General features: G+C 64.5%; 17 protein-coding genes. 9 read left to right on the forward strand and 8 right to left on the reverse strand.

Going from position 1 to position 18,901, the window contains the following annotated elements; translation table 11 throughout:
* Nucleotide 1: 1 nt before the first annotated feature.
* From pyrH to rpsB, 3 genes are all read right to left on the reverse strand, one after another.
* Nucleotides 2-775 carry a UMP kinase gene (pyrH, locus tag BLT16_RS12815; RefSeq protein ID WP_089658907.1) on the reverse strand — a complete coding sequence of 258 codons (774 nt, stop codon included), beginning with the start codon at nucleotides 773-775 and terminating at the stop codon, nucleotides 2-4.
* Between the two features lie 108 nt (nucleotides 776-883).
* Nucleotides 884-1,753 (reverse strand): translation elongation factor Ts, encoded by an 870-nt coding sequence (gene tsf / locus BLT16_RS12820; protein WP_089658908.1) that lies wholly within the window; start codon nucleotides 1,751-1,753, stop codon nucleotides 884-886.
* 126 nt (nucleotides 1,754-1,879) lie between these two features.
* Nucleotides 1,880-2,617 carry a 30S ribosomal protein S2 gene (gene rpsB / locus BLT16_RS12825; protein ID WP_089658909.1) on the reverse strand — a complete coding sequence of 246 codons (738 nt, stop codon included), beginning with the start codon at nucleotides 2,615-2,617 and terminating at the stop codon, nucleotides 1,880-1,882.
* A 293-nt stretch (nucleotides 2,618-2,910) separates the two neighbouring features.
* On the opposite strand from rpsB, the gene map reads away from it, so the two are divergent.
* From map to BLT16_RS12860, 7 genes are all read left to right on the forward strand, one after another.
* Nucleotides 2,911-3,702 carry a type I methionyl aminopeptidase gene (gene map / locus BLT16_RS12830; protein WP_089658910.1) on the forward strand — a complete coding sequence of 264 codons (792 nt, stop codon included), beginning with the start codon at nucleotides 2,911-2,913 and terminating at the stop codon, nucleotides 3,700-3,702.
* A gap of 1 nt (nucleotide 3,703) precedes the next feature.
* Nucleotides 3,704-6,379 carry a [protein-PII] uridylyltransferase gene (locus BLT16_RS12835; RefSeq protein WP_089658911.1) on the forward strand — a complete coding sequence of 892 codons (2,676 nt, stop codon included), beginning with the start codon at nucleotides 3,704-3,706 and terminating at the stop codon, nucleotides 6,377-6,379.
* Nucleotides 6,380-6,479: 100 nt separating this feature from the next.
* Nucleotides 6,480-7,676, forward strand: coding sequence for a succinyldiaminopimelate transaminase (gene dapC, locus BLT16_RS12840; protein ID WP_089658912.1), 1,197 nt, complete (start codon nucleotides 6,480-6,482; stop codon nucleotides 7,674-7,676).
* A 14-nt stretch (nucleotides 7,677-7,690) separates the two neighbouring features.
* Nucleotides 7,691-8,035 (forward strand): arsenate reductase, encoded by a 345-nt coding sequence (locus BLT16_RS12845; RefSeq protein WP_089658913.1) that lies wholly within the window; start codon nucleotides 7,691-7,693, stop codon nucleotides 8,033-8,035.
* A 53-nt stretch (nucleotides 8,036-8,088) separates the two neighbouring features.
* Nucleotides 8,089-9,114 (forward strand): 2,3,4,5-tetrahydropyridine-2,6-dicarboxylate N-succinyltransferase, encoded by a 1,026-nt coding sequence (dapD, locus tag BLT16_RS12850; protein WP_089658914.1) that lies wholly within the window; start codon nucleotides 8,089-8,091, stop codon nucleotides 9,112-9,114.
* On the forward strand, nucleotides 9,101-10,270 hold the full coding sequence (dapE, locus tag BLT16_RS12855; RefSeq protein ID WP_089658915.1) for a succinyl-diaminopimelate desuccinylase: 1,170 nt from the start codon (nucleotides 9,101-9,103) through the stop codon (nucleotides 10,268-10,270). Before dapD ends, dapE begins: the two co-directional genes overlap by 14 nt.
* Before the next feature lie 7 nt (nucleotides 10,271-10,277).
* Nucleotides 10,278-10,664: a hypothetical protein gene (locus BLT16_RS12860; RefSeq protein WP_089658916.1), complete on the forward strand. Its 387-nt coding sequence runs from the start codon at nucleotides 10,278-10,280 to the stop codon at nucleotides 10,662-10,664.
* A gap of 206 nt (nucleotides 10,665-10,870) precedes the next feature.
* Here the strand turns inward: BLT16_RS12860 and BLT16_RS21130 are convergent, their stop codons facing one another.
* On the reverse strand, nucleotides 10,871-11,347 hold the full coding sequence (locus BLT16_RS21130; RefSeq protein ID WP_089658917.1) for a cold-shock protein: 477 nt from the start codon (nucleotides 11,345-11,347) through the stop codon (nucleotides 10,871-10,873).
* A 136-nt stretch (nucleotides 11,348-11,483) separates the two neighbouring features.
* Between BLT16_RS21130 and BLT16_RS12870 the strand changes: the two genes are divergently transcribed.
* Entirely contained in the window at nucleotides 11,484-11,726 is a 243-nt protein-coding gene (locus tag BLT16_RS12870; RefSeq protein ID WP_089658992.1) for a SlyX family protein, read from the forward strand.
* Nucleotides 11,727-11,742: 16 nt separating this feature from the next.
* On the opposite strand, the gene trxB is transcribed toward BLT16_RS12870, so the two are convergent.
* The 3 genes from trxB to BLT16_RS12885 form a co-directional block, all read right to left on the reverse strand.
* Nucleotides 11,743-12,693 (reverse strand): thioredoxin-disulfide reductase, encoded by a 951-nt coding sequence (gene trxB, locus BLT16_RS12875; protein WP_089658918.1) that lies wholly within the window; start codon nucleotides 12,691-12,693, stop codon nucleotides 11,743-11,745.
* A gap of 172 nt (nucleotides 12,694-12,865) precedes the next feature.
* Nucleotides 12,866-13,468 carry a peroxiredoxin gene (locus BLT16_RS12880; protein ID WP_089658919.1) on the reverse strand — a complete coding sequence of 201 codons (603 nt, stop codon included), beginning with the start codon at nucleotides 13,466-13,468 and terminating at the stop codon, nucleotides 12,866-12,868.
* A gap of 140 nt (nucleotides 13,469-13,608) precedes the next feature.
* A complete protein-coding gene (locus BLT16_RS12885) occupies nucleotides 13,609-13,818 on the reverse strand; it encodes a CPXCG motif-containing cysteine-rich protein (protein ID WP_089658920.1) in 210 nt (69 codons plus the stop codon).
* A gap of 266 nt (nucleotides 13,819-14,084) precedes the next feature.
* On the opposite strand from BLT16_RS12885, the gene acnA reads away from it, so the two are divergent.
* Complete coding sequence (acnA, locus tag BLT16_RS12890) at nucleotides 14,085-16,823, forward strand: aconitate hydratase AcnA (RefSeq protein WP_089658921.1); 2,739 nt, start codon at nucleotides 14,085-14,087, stop codon at nucleotides 16,821-16,823.
* 300 nt (nucleotides 16,824-17,123) lie between these two features.
* Here the strand turns inward: acnA and BLT16_RS12895 are convergent, their stop codons facing one another.
* Nucleotides 17,124-18,794 carry an NAD-dependent malic enzyme gene (locus BLT16_RS12895; RefSeq protein WP_089658922.1) on the reverse strand — a complete coding sequence of 557 codons (1,671 nt, stop codon included), beginning with the start codon at nucleotides 18,792-18,794 and terminating at the stop codon, nucleotides 17,124-17,126.
* Nucleotides 18,795-18,901: the final 107 nt, after the last annotated feature.

The raw sequence follows: 18,901 nt of genomic DNA on the forward strand, positions 1-18,901 counted from the left end.
ATTACCCTCTGTCTATCAGCGTGCCTTCCTTGCCGCCCACCACCAGGTTGAGCAGGGCACCGGGCTTGTTCATGTCGAATACGCGAACCGGCATTTCATGGTCACGCACCAGGCAAATGGCGGTCAAATCCATGACCCCCAGCTTCTGGTCGAGCACCTCATCGTAGGTCAGATGCTCATACTTCACCGCATCCTCATGCTTGACCGGGTCCTTGTCGTAGACCCCGTCGACCTTGGTGGCCTTGACCACCACATCGGCATCGATCTCGATACCGCGCAGGCAGGCCGCCGAGTCGGTGGTGAAGAAGGGATTGCCGGTCCCGGCGGAAAACAATACCACGTCACCGGAGGTCAGATAGCGAATCCCGGTACGGCGATCGTAGTGCTCCACCACCCCGCTCATGGGAATCGCCGACATCACCCGCGAGCGGATATTGGAGCGCTCCAGCGCATCGCGCATGGCCAGAGCATTCATTACCGTGGCCAACATGCCCATATGGTCACCGGTGACACGATCCATGCCCGCCTCGTTGAGTGCGGCCCCGCGAAACAGGTTGCCGCCACCGACCACGATGCCGACCTGCACCCCGATCCCCACCAGTTGACCGATCTCCAACGCCATACGGTCCAGCACCTGCGGATCGATGCCGAACTCGTGCTCGCCCATCAGGGCTTCGCCGGATAGCTTGAGAAGAATGCGCTTGTACTTCGATTTGGCACCGCGCTCAGACTTGGTGCCGCGCTCGGCGCTCTGGGGGTCGTGGCTCGTAGGCATGGAAGCTCTCCTGGTGGCTGTGCGGGCGGGCATGGCTGGCATGCACCAGCCGGATACGCGAAGGCGTGCGCTTGCGCGCACGCCAACACATGTCGATGGAGTCAGACCTCAGCTACGACGGGCCTGTTCCATTACTTCCTTGGCGAAGTCGACTTCTTCCTTCTCGATCCCTTCACCCACTTCGAAGCGTGTAAAGCCAATCACTTCACCGCCGGCGCTCTTGACGAACTCGGCGACGGACTGGTTGGGATCCTTGACGAACGGCTGCTCGGTCAGGCTGTTCTCGGCCAGATACTTCTTGAGACGGCCCTGCACCATTTTCTCGGCGATCTGCTCCGGCTTGCCGGCCATGTCCGGCTGGGCCAGGATGATGGCCTTTTCCTCGTCGAGCTGTTCCTGGGGCATGTTCTCGGGCAGCGCCACGGTCGGGTTGATGGCAGCAACGTGCATGGCAACGTCCTTGGCCACCTCGGCGTTGGCGCCCTTGAGCACGGTCAGCACGCCAATGCGGCCACCGTGGACATACTCACCCACCAGGTTGCCGTCGCCGGCCTCGACCACCACCGCGCGACGCACGCTGATGTTCTCGCCGATCTTCTGCACCAGCTGCTCGCGGGTAGCTTCCATCTCGCCGGTCATCAGTGCCACCACGTCGTCGCTCTTGGCGGCAAACAGTGCATCGGCAACCTTGTCGGCGAAGCTCTTGAAGTTGTCGTCACGGGCGACGAAGTCGGTCTCGGAGTTGATCTCGACCATCACGCCGTAGCTGCCGTCGTCGGCAACACGCGTCACCACGGCGCCTTCGGCGGCGGTGCGGCCGGCTTTCTTGGCGGCCTTGAGACCGGAGTTCTTGCGCAGATCCTCGATCGCTTGCTCGATGTCACCACCGGCTTCGGTGAGGGCCTTCTTGCACTCCATCATGCCGAGCCCGGTACGCTCGCGCAGTTCCTTGACCTGAGAGGCGCTGATAGCTGCCATGATATTAACCTCTGAAATTGGTTCGACGTCGGTACGCGGTTTCCCGCGCAGCGGGAAAAAAGGGGGCCGAAGCCCCCCTTCTCGCCTGCCCGCCGCACGAGCGGCGCGGCAGCAGGCGCAGCGGTATTACTCGGCGGTTTCGCTGGCGTCGGCGTCGGCGACTTCAACGAACTCGTCGGGACGACCTTCCTTGGCGCGACCGCAGGCATCGGCGATGGCCTTGACGTAGATCTGGATGGCGCGGATGGAGTCATCGTTGCCCGGGATCACGTAGTCGACGCCGTCCGGGTCAGAGTTGGTATCGACCACCCCAATGACCGGGATACCCAGCTTGTTGGCCTCATTGATGGCGATACGCTCGTGGTCGACGTCGATCACGAACAGCGCATCAGGCAGACCGCCCATGTCCTTGATGCCGCCCACCGAACGCTCGAGCTTGTCCTGCTCGCGGGTGGCCATCAGGACTTCCTTCTTGGTCAGCTTCTCGAAGGTGCCATCTTCGTGCATCGCCTCGAGCTCACGCAGACGCTTGATCGACTGACGAATGGTCTTGAAGTTGGTCAGCATGCCGCCCAGCCAGCGGTGGTTGACGAACGGCTGACCAACGCGGTTGGCCTCTTCCTTGATGATCTTGCTGGCGGAACGCTTGGTGCCAACGAACAGGATCTTGTTGTTGGAAGCGGCCATCTTCTCGACCACGCCGATGGCGTCGTTCAGCGCCGGCAGGGTGTGCTCGAGGTTGATGATGTGAATCTTGTTGCGCGCGCCGAAGATGAACTTGCTCATCTTCGGGTTCCAGTACTTGGTCTGGTGACCGAAGTGGGCGCCTGCCTTGAGCAGGTCACGCATATTGACGTGTGCCATGGATGACTCCTGATAAATCGGGTTAGGCCTCCATGCACCCCATGGATCCGACCAGCGCACTCGCGTGACGCAGGCACCCGGGACCATGTGACGGTGCATGTGTGATTTAGGCGTTCAAACGCCCCCGCATTATCGTCTCCCCGCGCCGAGCACTCAAGGCTCGACCACATTTCGGTCAACGATTGCAGGAAAGCGCGCGGCTTTATACCATAGTTCGCTACCGAGATGAAGTCGCCGGGCGCCTTATAGCGTCCATCGTCCGGCGCGTCACCCGCCTCCAGATTCGAGACTCCATGAACGTTCCTATCAAGACCGCAGCGGAAATCGACAAGATGCGCGAGGCCGGTCGCCAGGCCGCCCGCGTGCTGGAAATGATCGCCCCCCACGTCGAGGCCGGCGTCTCCACCGGCAAGCTCGACCGCCTCTGTCACGAGTTCATCGTCGACGAGCTGGGCTCGACACCGGCCCCGCTCAACTACCACGGTTTCCCCAATGCCACCTGCACCTCGATCAACCACGTGGTGTGCCACGGCATTCCAGATGACGCCAAGCGCCTCAAGAAAGGCGACATCATGAATATCGACATCACCGTCAAGACCGCCGACGGCTATCACGGTGATTCGAGCAAGATGTTCGTGATCGGCGAGACCATCCAAGGCGAGCGCCTGTGCCGCATCACCCAGGAGTGCCTCTACAAGAGCATTGCGCTGGTCAAGCCGGGGGCACGCCTGTCGGCGCTGGCGCAGGTCATCCAGCAGCATGCCGAGGCCAACGGCTATTCGGTCGTACGCGACTTCTGCGGCCACGGTATCGGCGCCGGCTTTCACGAGGATCCGCAGATCCTGCACTACGACGGCTACGCCCCGGAGGCCGATATCCCCCTGGCCGAGGGCATGTGCTTCACTATCGAACCGATGATCAACGTCGGCGGATATCGTACCAAGGTATTGCGTGACGGCTGGACCGCGGTAACCAAGGACCGCAGCCTGTCGGCACAGTGGGAACATACCCTGCTGGTCACCGCCAACGGCGTCGAGGTGCTCACCGCCCGCGGTGAGGAAGACCTCAGCTTCCTCGACCGCTGATATGCTACTGCACCACTACCGCTTCACGCCCGACGAGACGCTGTTCGACGAGGCCACGCTGCGCGCCGAGCTCGACGGCAGCCGCTCGCCCATCGCACCGTTCAAGGCGGCGCTGCGTGAGATCCAGGCGCGACTCGATGCCCGCTTCCGCGCCGGCGCCGATATCCGCGATCTGATCCACGGCCGCGCCTGGTGCCTCGACCGGCTGCTGCAGGTGGCCTGGTCGCGGCATCCCTGGCCCGACGACGGCATCGCCCTGCTGGCGGTAGGCGGCTACGGCCGCGGCGAGCTGCATCCGCACTCCGACATCGACCTGCTGCTGCTGCTCGAGCACGACGACGACACGCCCTACCGCGAGCCGCTCACCGACTTCATTACCCTGCTCTGGGACATCGGGCTGGAGATCGGCCACAGCGTGCGCTCGCTCAACGACTGCCAGCGCGAGGCAGCAGCCGACGTCACGGTGATCACCAACCTGCTCGAGACGCGCACCCTGGCCGGCAGTGAACGGCTGCGCGACGCCATGCGCGAGCGGCTGGCCACCAACCGGCTGTGGCCGGCGGACCGCTTCTTCGAAGCCAAATGGCAGGAGCAGATCACCCGCCACTACCGTTACAACAACTCGGAGTACCATCTCGAGCCCAATATCAAGAGCTCTCCCGGCGGGCTGCGCGACATCCAGATGATCGGCTGGGTGGCCAAACGCCATTTCGGCACTCTGCGCTACGAGGACGTGGTCGAGAAGGGCTTCATGAACGATGCCGAGCTGCGCATCCTCAGCCAGGGACAAGCCTTCCTGTGGCAGGTGCGCTACGCGCTGCACATGCTCACCGGGCGCGCCGAGGACCGCCTGCTGTTCGACCACCAGCGCGCCATCGCCGAGCTGTTCGGCTACCGAGACACCCCTGAGCGACTCGCCGTCGAGCAGTTCATGAAGCGCTACTACCGCCACGTCACGGCGCTGGCCGGCCTCAACGACATGCTGCTGCAACATTTCGACGAAGTGATCCTGCGCGGCGACGAGCGCCTCGAGACGACCCCGCTCAACGACCGCTTCGAGATCAAGGGCGGCTACATCCAGGCCCGCCACCCGCGAGTCTTCCGCCAACGCCCGGCAGCGCTGCTCGAGCTGTTCCTACTGATGGCCCAGCACCCCGAGATCGAAGGCGTGCGCGCCGATACGATTCGCCTGATCCGCGACAACCGCCACCGTATCGACGACCTGTTCCGCGACGACGTGCGCCACCAGAGCCTGTTCATGGAGCTGCTGCGCTCCAGCGGCAATGTGGCGCGCCAACTGCGACGCATGAACCGCTACGGCGTGCTCGGCAAGTACCTGCCCGAGTTCGGTCAGGCGGTGGGGCTGATGCAGCACGACCTGTTCCACATCTACACCGTCGATGCCCACACCCTGCGCCTGCTCAAGTTCATCCAGTGCTTCCGCGAGCCCGATGGCCGCGAGGCGTTTCCGGTGGCGGCGACCCTGGTCCACCAGTTACCCAAGCTCGAGCTGCTGTGGATTGCTGGGCTCTATCACGACATCGGCAAGGGCCGCGGCGGCAACCACTCGATCATCGGTGCCCGCGACGTCGAGGGCTTCGCCGAGCGCCATGGCCTGTCGCCCCGCGACACGCGGCTGCTCAGCTGGCTGATCGAGCACCATCTGCTGATGTCGAAGACCGCTCAAAAGCGCGACATCACCGACCCCGATGTGATCCGCGACTTCGCCCGCCAGGTGCGCGACGAGATCCACCTCGACTACCTCTATGTGCTGACCGTGGCCGATATCAATGCCACCAACCCCTCGCTATGGAACGGCTGGCGGGCCAGCCTGCTGCGCCAGCTGCACGCCGAGACCAAGCGTGCCCTGCGCCGCGGCCTGGAGAACCCGCTCGACCGCGACGACTGGGTGCGCGAGACCCGCGAGGAGGCGCGCTCGCTGCTGACCAGCGTTGGTGCCGACCCCGCGCGGGTCGAGCGGCTGTGGGAGTCCCTCGGTGAGGACTACTTCCTGCAGTACGCCCCCAGCGAGATCGTCTGGCAGACCCAGGGCATCCTCGGCCACGGCGACTCGCAGCTGCCACTGATCCTGGTCAGTGCGCCCACCGAGGACATGGCCGAAGGCGGCACCAAGGTATTCATCCACACCCGCTCGGTAGACGACCTGTTCGCCGCCACCGCCGCGGCCATGGAGCAGCTGGGGCTCTCCATCCACGACGCGCGCATCGCCACCTCGAGCAACGACTGGACGCTCAACACCTTCATCGTGCTCGATGATCACGGCGAAGCGATTCGCGACCGCGAGCGCATCGAGGCGATTCGTCGCCACCTGGTCGAGGAGCTCGACGACCCGGACGACTATCCGCTTATCGTCACCCGCCACACCCCGCGCCAGCTCAAGCACTTCAAGGTGCCCACCCAGGTGCTGATCGAGCAGGACCCGGCCAACGAGCGCACCCTGCTGGAGCTCACCGCTCCCGACCGCCCCGGCTTGCTGGCCCGCGTGGGGCGCATCTTCATGGAGCAGGACATTGCCCTCTCGGCGGCCAAGATCGCTACCCTCGGCGAACGCGTCGAAGACGTGTTCTTCATCACCACCAAGGGTGGCGAACCACTTACCGACCCTGAGCGCCAGCAGCGTCTGCGCGAGCAGCTGATCGAGGTGCTCGGCGTCTAGCGGGTTTGAGGCGTCTCCGCCGCTTCCCTATAATCCCCGGGTCGTGCCGTCGGCACCGACCCGCCCACGATTCCGCCACCTCGAGGCGACCAGGACAGCCATGAACCCCGATCTCGATGCTCTCAAGCCCTACCCCTTCGAGAAGCTCGCCGCGCTCAAGGCCGACGTCACGCCACCGACGGCGCTGGCGCACATCCCGCTGACCATCGGCGAGCCGCAGCATGCGCCCTATATCGGCGCCCTCGAGGCGCTGGTGGCACATCAGCAGGAGATGGCGCGCTATCCGGCGACCACCGGCATGCCCGAGCTACGCCAGGCAATCGTCGCCTGGGCGACCCAGCGCTTCGGCCTCGAGGGCCTCGACCCGGACACCCAGGTACTGCCGGTCAACGGCACCCGCGAGGCGATCTTCGCCTTCGTCCAGGCCGCCCTCGACCGCAGCCGCCCAGCCAGGGTCGCGGTGCCTAACCCCTTTTATCAGATCTATGAAGGGGCGGCGCTGCTGGCCGGGGGCACGCCGCTCTACCTCGACTGCCGCGCCGAGCATGGCTTTCGCCCGAACCTCGACGCCGTATCCGCCGACACCTGGCGCGAGGTGCAGATCGTGTTCCTGTGCTCGCCGGGCAACCCTACCGGGGCCGTCACGCCGCTGGCCGACTTCCAGCGCCTGATCGCATTGGCCGATGAGCACGACTTCATCATCGCCTCCGACGAGTGCTACTCCGAGCTCTACCTGGATGAAAAAGCGCCGCCGCCGGGACTGCTGCAGGCTTGCGCGGCACTCGGGCGCCACGACTACCGGCGCTGCCTGGTATTCCACTCGCTCTCTAAGCGCTCCAACCTGCCTGGACTCCGCTCAGGCTTCGTCGCCGGCGACGCCGCATTGATCGGGCCATTCAAGCGCTACCGCACCTATCACGGCTGTGCCATGTCGCTGCCGCTGCAGCACGCCTCGATCACCGCCTGGCAGGACGAGGACCATGTGCTCGCCAACCGCGACGCCTACCGCGAGACGTTCGCCGCAGTCACCGAGATCCTCGCCCCGGTCATGGACTTCCCCACGCCCGAAGCAAGCTTCTACCTGTGGCCGGCGGTACCCGGCGGCGATGACGAAGCCTTCACCCGAGCCCTGTATGCCGAGGAGAACGTCAGCGTGCTGCCGGGCAGCTACATGGGACGTGCCGCCGCCGATGGCCACAACCCCGGCAGCGGTCGCGTACGCCTGGCGCTGGTCGCCGAGCTCGAGGCCACCGTCGAGGGCGCCCGCCGCCTGCGTCGCTTCATCGAACGCCAGTGAAGGAGGACCCCACCATGCTGACCCTGTTTGGCATCAAGAACTGCGACACCTGCCGCCGTGCGCGCAAGGCCATGGATGCCTCCGGCGTGCCCTATCAGTTTCACGACCTGCGTGAGGACGGCCTCTCGGCGGCACTCCTCGAGCACATCCTCGAGCGGGTACCGGTGATGACCCTGCTCAACAAGCGCAGCACCACCTGGCGCCAGCTCGACGACGCCGACAAGCAGGACATCGACGCCAACCGCGCCCGCGAACTGATGCTGGCCCATCCCACTCTGCTCAAGCGGCCACTGCTGGATACCGGCGACGATATCCTGGTCGGTTACCGCGACGGCGACTACGACAACCTGACGTTTTAGCCGCGGCTCGGACGCTTACACCCTTTACCGACACCTTTCAGGAGGACACCTTCATGCTCAGCTTTGCACTCGGCATCGGCACCCAGAACACCCAGGGCGACTGGCTGGAAATCTACTATCCCGCGCCTCTGCTCGAGCCTGACCAGGCGCTGGTCGAGGCGGCCCGCCAGGCCCTCGACGCGCCCGCCGGAAACGCCGCGGTGAGCTTCCTGCCCGAGCACTGCGCGGCGCTCGCTACCGCCCTCAGGACCGCTGGCGCCGCCGCGCAGGCCGAACTGGCCGATGCCTTTGCCGCTAGCCAGCGTCCGCTGGTGGCGATGTTCCTCGACACCGATACCCCGCCGGAGAACGCCCCGGAGGTCTACCTCAAGCTGCACCTCCTTTCCCACCGCCTGGTAAAGCCCCACCAGCTCGACCTGACCGGGATGTTCGGCTTGCTGCGTAACATCGCCTGGACCAACGAGGGCCCCATCGATATCGAGGAGCTGCCGGCACGGCGTCTCAAGGCGCGCCTCGAGGGCCGCGCGCTGTCGGTGGACTGCGTCGACAAGTTCCCCAAGATGGCCGACTACGTGGTGCCCAAGGGCATCCGCATCGGCGACACCGCACGGGTGCGCCTGGGCGCCTATCTTGGCGAAGGCAGCACGGTGATGCATGAGGGCTTCGTCAACTTCAACGCCGGCACCGAAGGTCCGGGCATGATCGAGGGCCGCATCTCGGCCGGCGTGATGGTCGGCAAGGGGTCGGATCTTGGCGGCGGCTGCTCGACCATGGGCACATTGTCCGGCGGCGGCAACATCGTGATCAAGGTCGGCGAGGGCTGCCTGATCGGCGCCAACGCCGGCATCGGCATCCCCCTCGGCGATCGCTGCACCGTCGAGGCAGGCCTCTATATTACCGCCGGCGCCAAGGTCACCCTGCTCGACGACCAGGGGCAGGAGGTCAAGACCGTGGCCGCCCGCGAGCTGGCCGGCCAGGACGACCTGCTGCTGCGCCGCAACTCCCAGAACGGCCGCATCGAGTGCCTGACCAACAAGAGCGCCATCGCGCTCAACGAGGCGCTGCATGCCCACAACTGAGTCGCAGCCCCTGTCGCCGACCCTCGAACTGGCCATCGACTTGATGGCCAGGCCATCGGTGACCCCCGATGACGAGGGCTGCCAGGCGCTGATGATCGAGCGCCTGGATGCGCTCGGCTTCCACACCGAGCGACTGCCCTTCGGCGATGTCGACAACTTCTGGGCGGTACGCGGCCACCACGGCCCGGTACTGGCTTTCGCCGGGCATACCGACGTGGTGCCCAGCGGGCCGCATACCAGCTGGGACACGCCCCCCTTCGAGCCCAGCATCGATGCACAGGGCATGCTCAGGGGCCGCGGTGCCGCCGACATGAAGGGTAGCCTGGCGGCGATGATCACCGCCGTGGAGCGCTTTGTCGCCGCCCATCCAGAACATCACGGCAAGCTCGCCTTCCTGATCACCTCCGATGAAGAAGGCCCGGCGGTAGACGGCACCCGCGCCGTGGTCGAACACCTGCGCGAGCGCCACGAGCGGCTCGACTACTGCATCGTCGGCGAGCCCTCGTCCACCGAGCGCCTCGGCGACGTAATCAAGAACGGCCGGCGCGGCTCGCTGGGTGGCGTGCTGCACGTCAAAGGCGTGCAGGGCCACGTGGCCTATCCACATCTGGCCGCCAACCCGATCCATGCCGCCACACCGGCGCTGGACGCCCTGGTGGGCGAACACTGGGATGATGGCAACGCCTTCTTCCCCGCTACCAGTTTCCAGATCTCGAACGTGCGCGCCGGTACCGGCGCCACCAATGTGATCCCCGGCGAGTTGGAGGCGGTATTCAACTTCCGCTACTCCACCGAAGTGACCCACCAGCAACTGCGTGAGCGCACTGAGGCGATCCTCGATGCCCATGGTCTCGACTATCGCCTCGACTGGACCCTCAACGGCGAGCCCTTCCTGACCGCCGAGGGTGAGCTGGTGGAGGCCGCTATTAGCGGCGTGGAAACCGTGACCGGCAAGCAACCAGCGCTCTCTACCAGCGGCGGCACCTCGGACGGGCGTTTCATTGCCACCCTGGGGAGTCAGGTGGTGGAACTGGGACCGCTCAATGCCACCATCCATCAGGTCAACGAGCGCGTGCGTGCCGCCGACCTGGATACCCTGAGCGAGATCTATGAAGCCATCCTGGTGCACCTGTTCGCCAATGGCGAGGCCAACTGAGGTGCCCATGCAGCGCTATCCGGATATCGAGATCTACCTCGCTGACGCCAGCGTCGAGGCGGTAAGCCACTGGCTCAGCGCACAGCTTGACGCCGCGCCGCTGCGCCCCGCTGGCAAACGTCAGTGGCGTACCAGCGGCAACCTGCAGGGCCAGCGCATTCCGGTGCTGCTGGTCGAGCAGGCCGCCGACGGCTTCAGCAGTCTGTGGTTCGACAGCGCCGCAACGCCTTGGCCAAGGGATGCTGACTGCGCCCGCGACGCCTGCCAGGCGCTGGGCTGTGAGGTGCGCTGCTCACTGGGCGGCTGGCAGCCCGGCGACGACCCGGACCGCTTCTGGCGGGTGCTGCCCGACGGGCACGAGGAAGCGATTATCTGGCCCGATTCCGGCCAGTGACCGGGGCCATGTCTGAAACGACATCGCCCCGCGTAAGCGGGGCGATGTGTTGTGACAGCTCTAAACTAGCGGTGTCTGTTGGCGAGAAGCTGCCGAGCGATGGCCAGGCTAGGCGGAAGCGCGGCGAGAGAGCGGAGTTTACTTTAGTAAATGAGCATCTCGCGTCGCGCTTCCAACAACGCCTGGACGAGCGCAGGCGCTTCGCTTCAGGTAATCACGGTGACGTCGTCGGCTTGCAACCCGCGTTCGTTCTCGACCACGTGATAGCGCACCTTCTGGCCCTCGGCCAGGGTACGATGTCCCTTGCCGCGGATGGCCCGGAAGTGCACGAACACATCGTCACCGTTATCGCGTGTTATGAAACCATACCCCTTGTTGACGTTAAACCACTTCACCTCGCCGATCTCACGATCGTCGTTCTCGATATCGGCCAGCACGGCCGAAGCAGGCGAAGATGACGGCGCCAGCACCTGGGCAGCGCTGGTGGCGATCAGCAGCAGCAGGAACACTGCGGCAGCAACGGCCACATAGACGACGGCCACCCCGCCGAGTTCGAGCGATGCCAGTAGCTGCTGCGACAGCAGGCCACCGGTGAACGAGACGAACAAGGTAATCAACAGGGGAGCAGGCGCGGCGAGCAGGAGACTGATGATAATAGAGCGAACAAACACCTTACGATTCATGGACCTCAACTTCTCTTGTTGTGTGGACGTGGATACTGGCTATGACGATCACGGCCGCGGCCGATGACCGACGGACCACAGTGACATTGATGAAGGTGCAGCGATGAACGGCAACACGCAACGCGGCGATTCTAGCATGCCTGATCGAGACTCGCTCGCCGCCTTGACGGCGCGGCTGGAGACGCTCGAGAACCGCACCGCCCACCAGGAGCACTGGTTGGATCAGCTCGATGAGGCGGTGGCGAGTCAGGAGCAGCGACTGCAGGAACTGATGCGGCTCAACGCCTTGATGCAGAAGCGCCTGCGCGAGCAGCAGCAGGCGCTGAATGATCAGGCCGAAGGGTTCGACCCCGGGCAGGAGCTACCGCCGCACTACTAGGCCAGTAGGCTGGGCGCTAGCCAATCTCGTCGAGATAGCGCTCGGCGTCGAGTGCCGCCATGCAGCCGCTGCCGGCGGAGGTAATCGCCTGGCGGTACACGTGATCCATGACGTCTCCGGCGGCGAATACTCCGGCCACGCTGGTGGCGGTGGCGTTGCCCTCGAGGCCGGACTTGACCTTGATATAGCCGTTGGCCATGTCCAGCTGGCCTTCGAACAGGCCAGTATTGGGGGTATGGCCGATGGCGATGAACACCCCTGGCGCGGCCATTTCCTTGGTAGCACCATCAACGCTGGATGCCAGGCGTACGCCGGTCACACCGCTGTTGTCGCCCAGCACCTCGTCGAGGGTGTGATTCCACTCGATGGCCATGTTGCCATTCTCGACCTTGTCGAACAGCTTGTCCTGAAGGATCTTCTCAGCGCGCAGGCTGTCGCGACGATGCACCAGGGTCACCTTGGAGGCGATATTGGAGAGGTACAGCGCTTCCTCGACGGCCGTGTTGCCACCACCGATCACCACCACCTCCTGATTGCGGTAGAAGAAGCCATCGCAGGTGGCACAGGCCGACACGCCCTGCCCCATGAACTGCTGCTCCGACGGCAGCCCCAGGTAGCGGGCGCTGGCACCGGTGGCGATGATCAGCGCGTCGCAGGTGTAGGTGCCGCCGCTGCCGGTGAGGGTGAAAGGCCGGCTACGCAGATCCACCTCATCGATATGATCGAACAGCACTTCGGTTTCGAAGCGCTCGGCGTGACGCTTCATGCGCTCCATCAGCTCGGGACCCTGGACGCCTGCATCATCGCCCGGCCAGTTGTCCACGTCGGTGGTGGTGGTCAGCTGGCCGCCGGCCTGCATGCCGGTGATCAGCAGCGGCTTGAGATTGGCGCGGGCGGCATAAACGGCAGCGGTGTAACCGGCCGGGCCGGAGCCGAGGATGATCAGGCGCTCGTGGCGTGCGTCCATGGATGGCCTCATGCGTGTCTTGAATGAGAGCGGGCAAGGTACTGCCGCGCTGGCGATACGTTCCGGCTTGGCGCCCCTGGGCGGCATGCCGCAATGCACCGCGGTAGAAAATTGTACCACCGCACTAACGTAAAGAGGCGGCCCGAAGGCCGCCTCCCTGAAAGCGCGCGGCTTACAGCGCCTGAGAGTGGGCGCCCAGGTACTTGGCAACACCTTCGGCGGTGTCTTTCATGCCTTCCTGGCCTTCGTCCCAGCCGGCCGGGCAGACTTCTCCGTGCTGCTGGTGATGCTTGAGCGCCTTGACCATGCGCAGCATCTCGTCGACGTTACGGCCGAGCGGCAGGTTGTTGACGGTCTGATGCTGAACCACGCCGTTCTCGTCGATCAGGAAGGAGGCGCGCATGGCGACGCCGGCTTCCGGGTGCTCGATGCCGTAGGCCTGGGTCACCTCGTGCTTGACGTCAGCCACGATCGGGAAACCGACTTCGCCGATGCCGCCCTTCTCGGGTGAGGTCTTGCGCCAGGCGTGGTGAGTGAACTGGGAATCGATGGAAACCCCGATCACCTCGACGCCGAGCTCCTTGAACTGCGCCAGACGGTTGTCGTGGGCAATGATCTCGGACGGGCACACGAAGGTGAAATCAAGCGGCCAGAAGAACAGCACGCGCAGCTTGCCATGGCTGTCAGAGAGCTTGAAATTATCGACGATCTCGCCGTTACCCAGGACGGCAGCGGTTTCAAAATCGGGGGCTTGGCGGCCTACTAGTACGCTCATTCGGGTCTCTCCCTTGAAATGCGAATGATGATTGTGTGCTCAAATGGGGTGTTAGACTAAAGTCCATTTAAGGGGGCTGACAATTGAAATGCGCAATCGCCCCCATAGCCACACCCTATCATAATGGTGCACCGCCGTACTTAGACCACATCGTCATCGCGCCCCAAGGCTACCTCCTCCAGCTCGCCACTCTGCGGCGAGACACTGATGCGCAGTTGAATCGGCGCGCAGCAGCGCGGGCAATCCTCCCAGGTCATATGGCTTCCCTGACTGGCATCCACCAGCAGCTCGAAGGGGGTGCTGCAGTATGGACAGTGGACCGCTCGGGACGTCAGCATCTCTTCGTGCATGGTGAGACTCCTGTCATCGTCCTGCCACCCGGCTGGCGTAAAATACTGGCCGGTCACCCCAGCATAGACGCTGGCCAAGGCTGCGCGATGAGTCATCCCGGCAGCGCTTGAAATCAGCGCCTATCATAACCATGTGATACTAGGGTCTATTGACGTTTCGCTCACGGCCGCGCTAACGCGGTTCGCGATGAAACATCAACAGACCCCAGTGACCGCGCTTTCGTGCGTCCCGGATGGGCGCCATCGCTCTTCATGAGGAGGAGACCATGAGCCACACGACCCCTGACACCCTTAGCCAGCTAGAGGCCGGCGGGCAGACCTACCACTACTACAGCCTGCCCAAGGCAGCAGAGGCGCTGGGCGATATCGAGCGCCTGCCGATGACGCTCAAGGTGTTGCTCGAGAACCAGCTACGCTTTGCCGACGACGAGAGCGTTGCCATCGAAGACATGCAGGCGCTGGTCGACTGGCAGCGGGAAGGCCGCTCCAGCCGCGAAATCGGCTACCGCCCTGCACGCGTCCTGATGCAAGACTTCACCGGCGTACCCGGGGTCGTCGACCTGGCCTCAATGCGCGCCGCAGTAGCATCCCTCGGCGAGGATCCGGCACGCATCAACCCGCTGTCGCCGGTGGACCTGGTCATCGACCACTCGGTGATGGTCGACAAGTTTGGTAACCCCACTGCCTTCCGCGACAACGTCGCCATCGAGATGGAGCGCAACCGCGAGCGCTACGAGTTCCTGCGCTGGGGACAGGACGCCTTCGATAACTTCCGCGTAGTGCCGCCAGGCACCGGCATCTGTCACCAGGTCAATCTCGAGTACCTGGGCAAGACGGTGTGGACCAAAGACGTCGACGGCAAGACCCTCGCCTACCCCGACACCCTGGTCGGCACCGACTCGCATACCACCATGATCAATGGCCTAGGCATCCTCGGCTGGGGCGTGGGTGGCATCGAGGCCGAGGCGGCCATGCTCGGCCAGCCGGTGTCGATGCTGATTCCCGAGGTGATCGGCTTCAAGCTGACCGGCAAGCTGCGCGAGGGCATCACCGCCACCGATCTGGTACTGACGGTCACCGAGATGCTGCGCAAGAAGGGCGTGGTCGGCAAGTTCGTCGAGTTCTACGGCGACGGCCTCGACGATCTACCGCTGGCCGACCGCGCTACCATCGCCAACATGGCCCCGGAATACGGTGCCACCTGCGGTTTCTTCCCGGTCGATGCGGAAACCCTCAACTACATGCGCCTGACCGGCCGCGACGATGCCCAGATCGCGCTGGTCGAAGCCTACAGCAAGACCCAGGGACTATGGCGCGAACCCGGCGCCGAACCGATCTTCAGCGACACCCTGCACCTCGACATGGGTGAGGTCGAGGCCAGCCTGGCCGGCCCCAAGCGCCCCCAGGATCGCGTTGCACTGACCGATATGAAGCGCACCTTCGAGGCGCTGATGGGCGACCGCTTGAACGAAGTATCGAACACCGAGAAAGGTCGCCTGTTTTCGGAAGGCGGTCAGACCGCGGTGGGCATCGAGCAGAGCTATGAGAACGCCGATAGTCAGGACGTCGATTACGAAGGTGAGCAGTTCACGCTCGACCACGGCGCCGTGGTGATCGCCGCCATCACCTCCTGCACCAACACCTCCAATCCCAGCGTGATGATGGCTGCCGGCCTGCTGGCGCGAAAGGCTCGCGAGAAAGGCTTGAGCACCAAGCCCTGGGTCAAGACGTCGCTGGCCCCTGGCTCCAAGGTGGTCACCGACTACCTTGCCGCAGGCGGCGTGCAGGAAGATCTCGACGCCCTGGGCTTCCACCTGGTCGGCTACGGCTGCACCACCTGCATCGGCAATTCCGGGCCGCTGCCCGAGACCATCGAGAAGGCGGTCGATGAGGGCGATCTTACCGTGGCCTCGGTGCTCTCCGGCAACCGCAATTTCGAAGGACGGGTGCACCCACAGGTCAAGACGAACTGGCTGGCCTCGCCGCCGCTGGTGGTGGCCTATGCCCTGGCTGGCAACGTGCGCCGTGACCTCTCCAAGGAGCCCCTCGGCGAGGACGCCGACGGCAATCCGGTCTATCTGCAGGATATCTGGCCGTCCCAGGCCGAGATCGCTGCGGCGGTAGAAAAGGTCAAGACCGAGATGTTCCGCAAGGAGTACGCCGAGGTCTTCGACGGCGACGACGTCTGGAAGGCCATCGACGTGCCGCAGAGCGAGGTCTACGAATGGCCCGAGTCGACCTACATACAGCATCCCCCCTTCTTCGAGGGCATGGGCAAGACGCCTGAACCCACGGAAGACGTCAAGGACGCGCACATCCTGGCCATGCTCGGCGACTCGGTTACCACCGACCACATCTCGCCGGCCGGCGCGATCAAGCCCGATAGCCCCGCCGGGCGCTACCTGCAGGAGCACGGCGTCAAGCCGGTGGACTTCAACTCCTACGGCTCGCGGCGCGGCAACCACGAAGTGATGATGCGCGGCACCTTCGCCAACGTGCGGATCAGAAACGAGATGCTCGACGACGTCGAGGGTGGTTTCACCCGCCACGTGCCGAGCGGCGAGCAGCTGGCGATCTACGACGCGGCGATGAAATACCAGCAGGAAGGGACGCCGCTGGTGGTAGTGGCCGGCAAGGAGTACGGCTCCGGCTCCAGCCGCGACTGGGCCGCCAAGGGCACGCGCCTGCTCGGTGTGCGTGCGGTGCTGGCCGAGTCCTACGAGCGCATTCACCGCTCCAACCTGATAGGCATGGGCGTGGTGCCGCTGCAGTTCCCCGAGGGCGAGGGCCGTGAGTCGCTGGGCCTGACCGGCGACGAGACGATCTCCATCGAGGGGCTAGGCGAGCTTAGCCCCGGCTGTCCGGTCAAGGTGACCATCAGCAGCGACAAGGGCGAGAAGAAGCTCGAGGCGCTGTGCCGCATCGATACCGCCAACGAGCTGGCCTACTACCAGCACGGCGGCATTCTGCACTATGTGCTGCGCAAGATGATCGGCAGCGCCTGAGTCGCTAGCCGCGGCGCCTGAGCGGCGCTACCACGACAACGCCCAGCCGGTTAGCCGGCTGGGCGTTTTTGTGTCGGGAGCTTGGGGTACCAAGCGGCAAGCGTCAGCCCGAAGCACCTAGCTCCAGGCAGCGGGGCATGGAGTTAGCGAACCTCATTTTTCAAGGTCGAAAAGCGCTCCATGCCATTTCGACATTTCCGCCATCCATGGCGGTCAGATGAAAAATGGAGCGTCCAGGGATGGATTCACAGCGTGTTCGCGTTTTCCCCCGCTGCCATCAGGGCGGACTGAGACTCCTGATCAGAACGCCTTGCGCCGATACTCGCGGTAGCGCGGGTACCAGAAGTTGGCCTCGATGGCCTCGCGCAGCGTGTCGTCGTCGCAGGTCAGCGCCACGTCTTCGGCCATGGCCTGCTTGGCCACGTCGAAGGCGATCGCCTTGCTGATCTCGCGGATCTCGGACAGCGGCGGCAGTAGCGGCCCCTTGCCCTCCTGGACCATGGGCGCGCCCTTGGCCAGCGCGTTAGAGGCCGCCATCAGCATGCCATCGGTGACCCGCGAGGCGCGCGCCGCGATCACCCCAAGGCCGATACCGGGGAAGATATAGGAGTTGTTGCACTGGGCAATCGGGTACTGCTTGCCGCGGAACTCCACCGGCGAAAACGGGCTGCCGGTGGCCACCAGGGCCTGGCCTTCGGTCCACACCAGAATCTCTTCCGGCGTCGCCTCGACCTTGGAGGTCGGGTTGGAGAGGGGCATCACCAGCGGCTTGGTGCAGCCGGCGTGCAGCGTCTGGATTACCTCCTTGCTGAACAACCCGCGCTGGCCGGAGACGCCAATCAGCACCGTCGGCTTGGCCTGGGCGACCACGTCGAGCAGCGTCGTGCCCTGCCACTCGTCCGGGTCGTGGGCGAGACGCGCCTGGAAGTCGTAGAGGCCGTCCATGTCGCGGGTCAGCAGGCCATGGCGGTCGACCATGAAGATTTGCGACCGCGCTTGCCGCTCGCCTAGCCCCTCATCCTGCATCGCCAGCACGATCTGCTCGGCGATGCCGCAGCCCGCCGAGCCGGCGCCAACGAAGGCCACGCGCTGTTCGCTGATCTTCTCGCCCTTGGCCTTGCAGGCCGCCAGCAGGGTGCCGACACACACCGCGGCAGTGCCCTGGATATCGTCGTTGAAGCAGCACAGCTGGTCACGATAGCGGTCCAGCAGCGGCATGGCATTGGTCTGCGCGAAATCCTCGAACTGCAGCAGCACCTTGGGCCAGCGGCGCTTCACGGCTGCCATGAAGTCGGCGATGAAGGCGTCATATTCGGCCTGGGACACGCGCTCATGGCGCCAGCCCATGTACATCGGGTCGTCGAGCAGCGCCTGGTTGTTGGTGCCCACGTCGAGGGTGATCGGCAGCGTATAGGCCGGGCTGATCCCGCCGCAGGCGGTGTACAGCGACAGCTTGCCGATCGGAATCCCCATCCCGCCGATGCCCTGGTCGCCAAGACCGAGGATGCGCTCGCCGTCGGTGACCACGATGACCTTGACGTTGTCCTTGGTGGCGCTGCGCAGGATGTCATCCATGTACTCGCGATCCGGGTAGCTGATGAACAGCCCACGATGATTACGATAGATATTGGAAAACTCTTCGCACGCCTCACCCACGGTGGGGGTGTAGATGATCGGTAGCATCTCCTCGAGGTGCTCCTCGAGCAGGCGGAAGAACAGCGTTTCGTTGTCGTCCTGGATCGCGCGCAGGTAGATGTGCCGATCGAGATCGTTCTGGCACAGGCGATACTGGCGATAGGCGCGCTCGGCCTGCTCCTCGATGGACTCGACGTTCTGCGGCAGCAGTCCGATCAGATTGAAGGCGATGCGCTCATTGAGGGTGAAAGCGCTGCCCTTGTTGAGCAGCGGCATCTCGAGCAGCGAGGGGCCGGCATAGGGCACGTACAGTGGGCGCTTGGCGGGTTGCGTCATCTCTCTCGTCTCACGATGTTGGGCGGAAGGTCGAGCGCTCTTGGCGGCGCATGAATGGCGCCATTCTACCTGCCATTTCGACACGTTGCCCTCCCCCATACGCAACG

The organism is Franzmannia pantelleriensis, from assembly GCF_900102875.1.
GTDB classification, from domain to species: domain Bacteria; phylum Pseudomonadota; class Gammaproteobacteria; order Pseudomonadales; family Halomonadaceae; genus Franzmannia; species Franzmannia pantelleriensis.

Bases quoted from the DNA above. Each gene is read 5' to 3' on its own strand.
- pyrH (WP_089658907.1), bottom strand. From the start codon at position 775: ATGCCTACGAGCCACGACCCCCAGAGCGCCGAGCGCGGCACCAAGTCT.
- tsf (WP_089658908.1), bottom strand. From the start codon at position 1,753: ATGGCAGCTATCAGCGCCTCTCAGGTCAAGGAACTGCGCGAGCGTACC.
- rpsB (WP_089658909.1), bottom strand. From the start codon at position 2,617: ATGGCACACGTCAATATGCGTGACCTGCTCAAGGCAGGCGCCCACTTC.
- map (WP_089658910.1), top strand. From the start codon at position 2,911: ATGAACGTTCCTATCAAGACCGCAGCGGAAATCGACAAGATGCGCGAG.
- BLT16_RS12835 (WP_089658911.1), top strand. From the start codon at position 3,704: ATGCTACTGCACCACTACCGCTTCACGCCCGACGAGACGCTGTTCGAC.
- dapC (WP_089658912.1), top strand. From the start codon at position 6,480: ATGAACCCCGATCTCGATGCTCTCAAGCCCTACCCCTTCGAGAAGCTC.
- BLT16_RS12845 (WP_089658913.1), top strand. From the start codon at position 7,691: ATGCTGACCCTGTTTGGCATCAAGAACTGCGACACCTGCCGCCGTGCG.
- dapD (WP_089658914.1), top strand. From the start codon at position 8,089: ATGCTCAGCTTTGCACTCGGCATCGGCACCCAGAACACCCAGGGCGAC.
- dapE (WP_089658915.1), top strand. From the start codon at position 9,101: ATGCCCACAACTGAGTCGCAGCCCCTGTCGCCGACCCTCGAACTGGCC.
- BLT16_RS12860 (WP_089658916.1), top strand. From the start codon at position 10,278: ATGCAGCGCTATCCGGATATCGAGATCTACCTCGCTGACGCCAGCGTC.
- BLT16_RS21130 (WP_089658917.1), bottom strand. From the start codon at position 11,347: ATGAATCGTAAGGTGTTTGTTCGCTCTATTATCATCAGTCTCCTGCTC.
- BLT16_RS12870 (WP_089658992.1), top strand. From the start codon at position 11,484: ATGCCTGATCGAGACTCGCTCGCCGCCTTGACGGCGCGGCTGGAGACG.
- trxB (WP_089658918.1), bottom strand. From the start codon at position 12,693: ATGGACGCACGCCACGAGCGCCTGATCATCCTCGGCTCCGGCCCGGCC.
- BLT16_RS12880 (WP_089658919.1), bottom strand. From the start codon at position 13,468: ATGAGCGTACTAGTAGGCCGCCAAGCCCCCGATTTTGAAACCGCTGCC.
- BLT16_RS12885 (WP_089658920.1), bottom strand. From the start codon at position 13,818: ATGCACGAAGAGATGCTGACGTCCCGAGCGGTCCACTGTCCATACTGC.
- acnA (WP_089658921.1), top strand. From the start codon at position 14,085: ATGAGCCACACGACCCCTGACACCCTTAGCCAGCTAGAGGCCGGCGGG.
- BLT16_RS12895 (WP_089658922.1), bottom strand. From the start codon at position 18,794: ATGACGCAACCCGCCAAGCGCCCACTGTACGTGCCCTATGCCGGCCCC.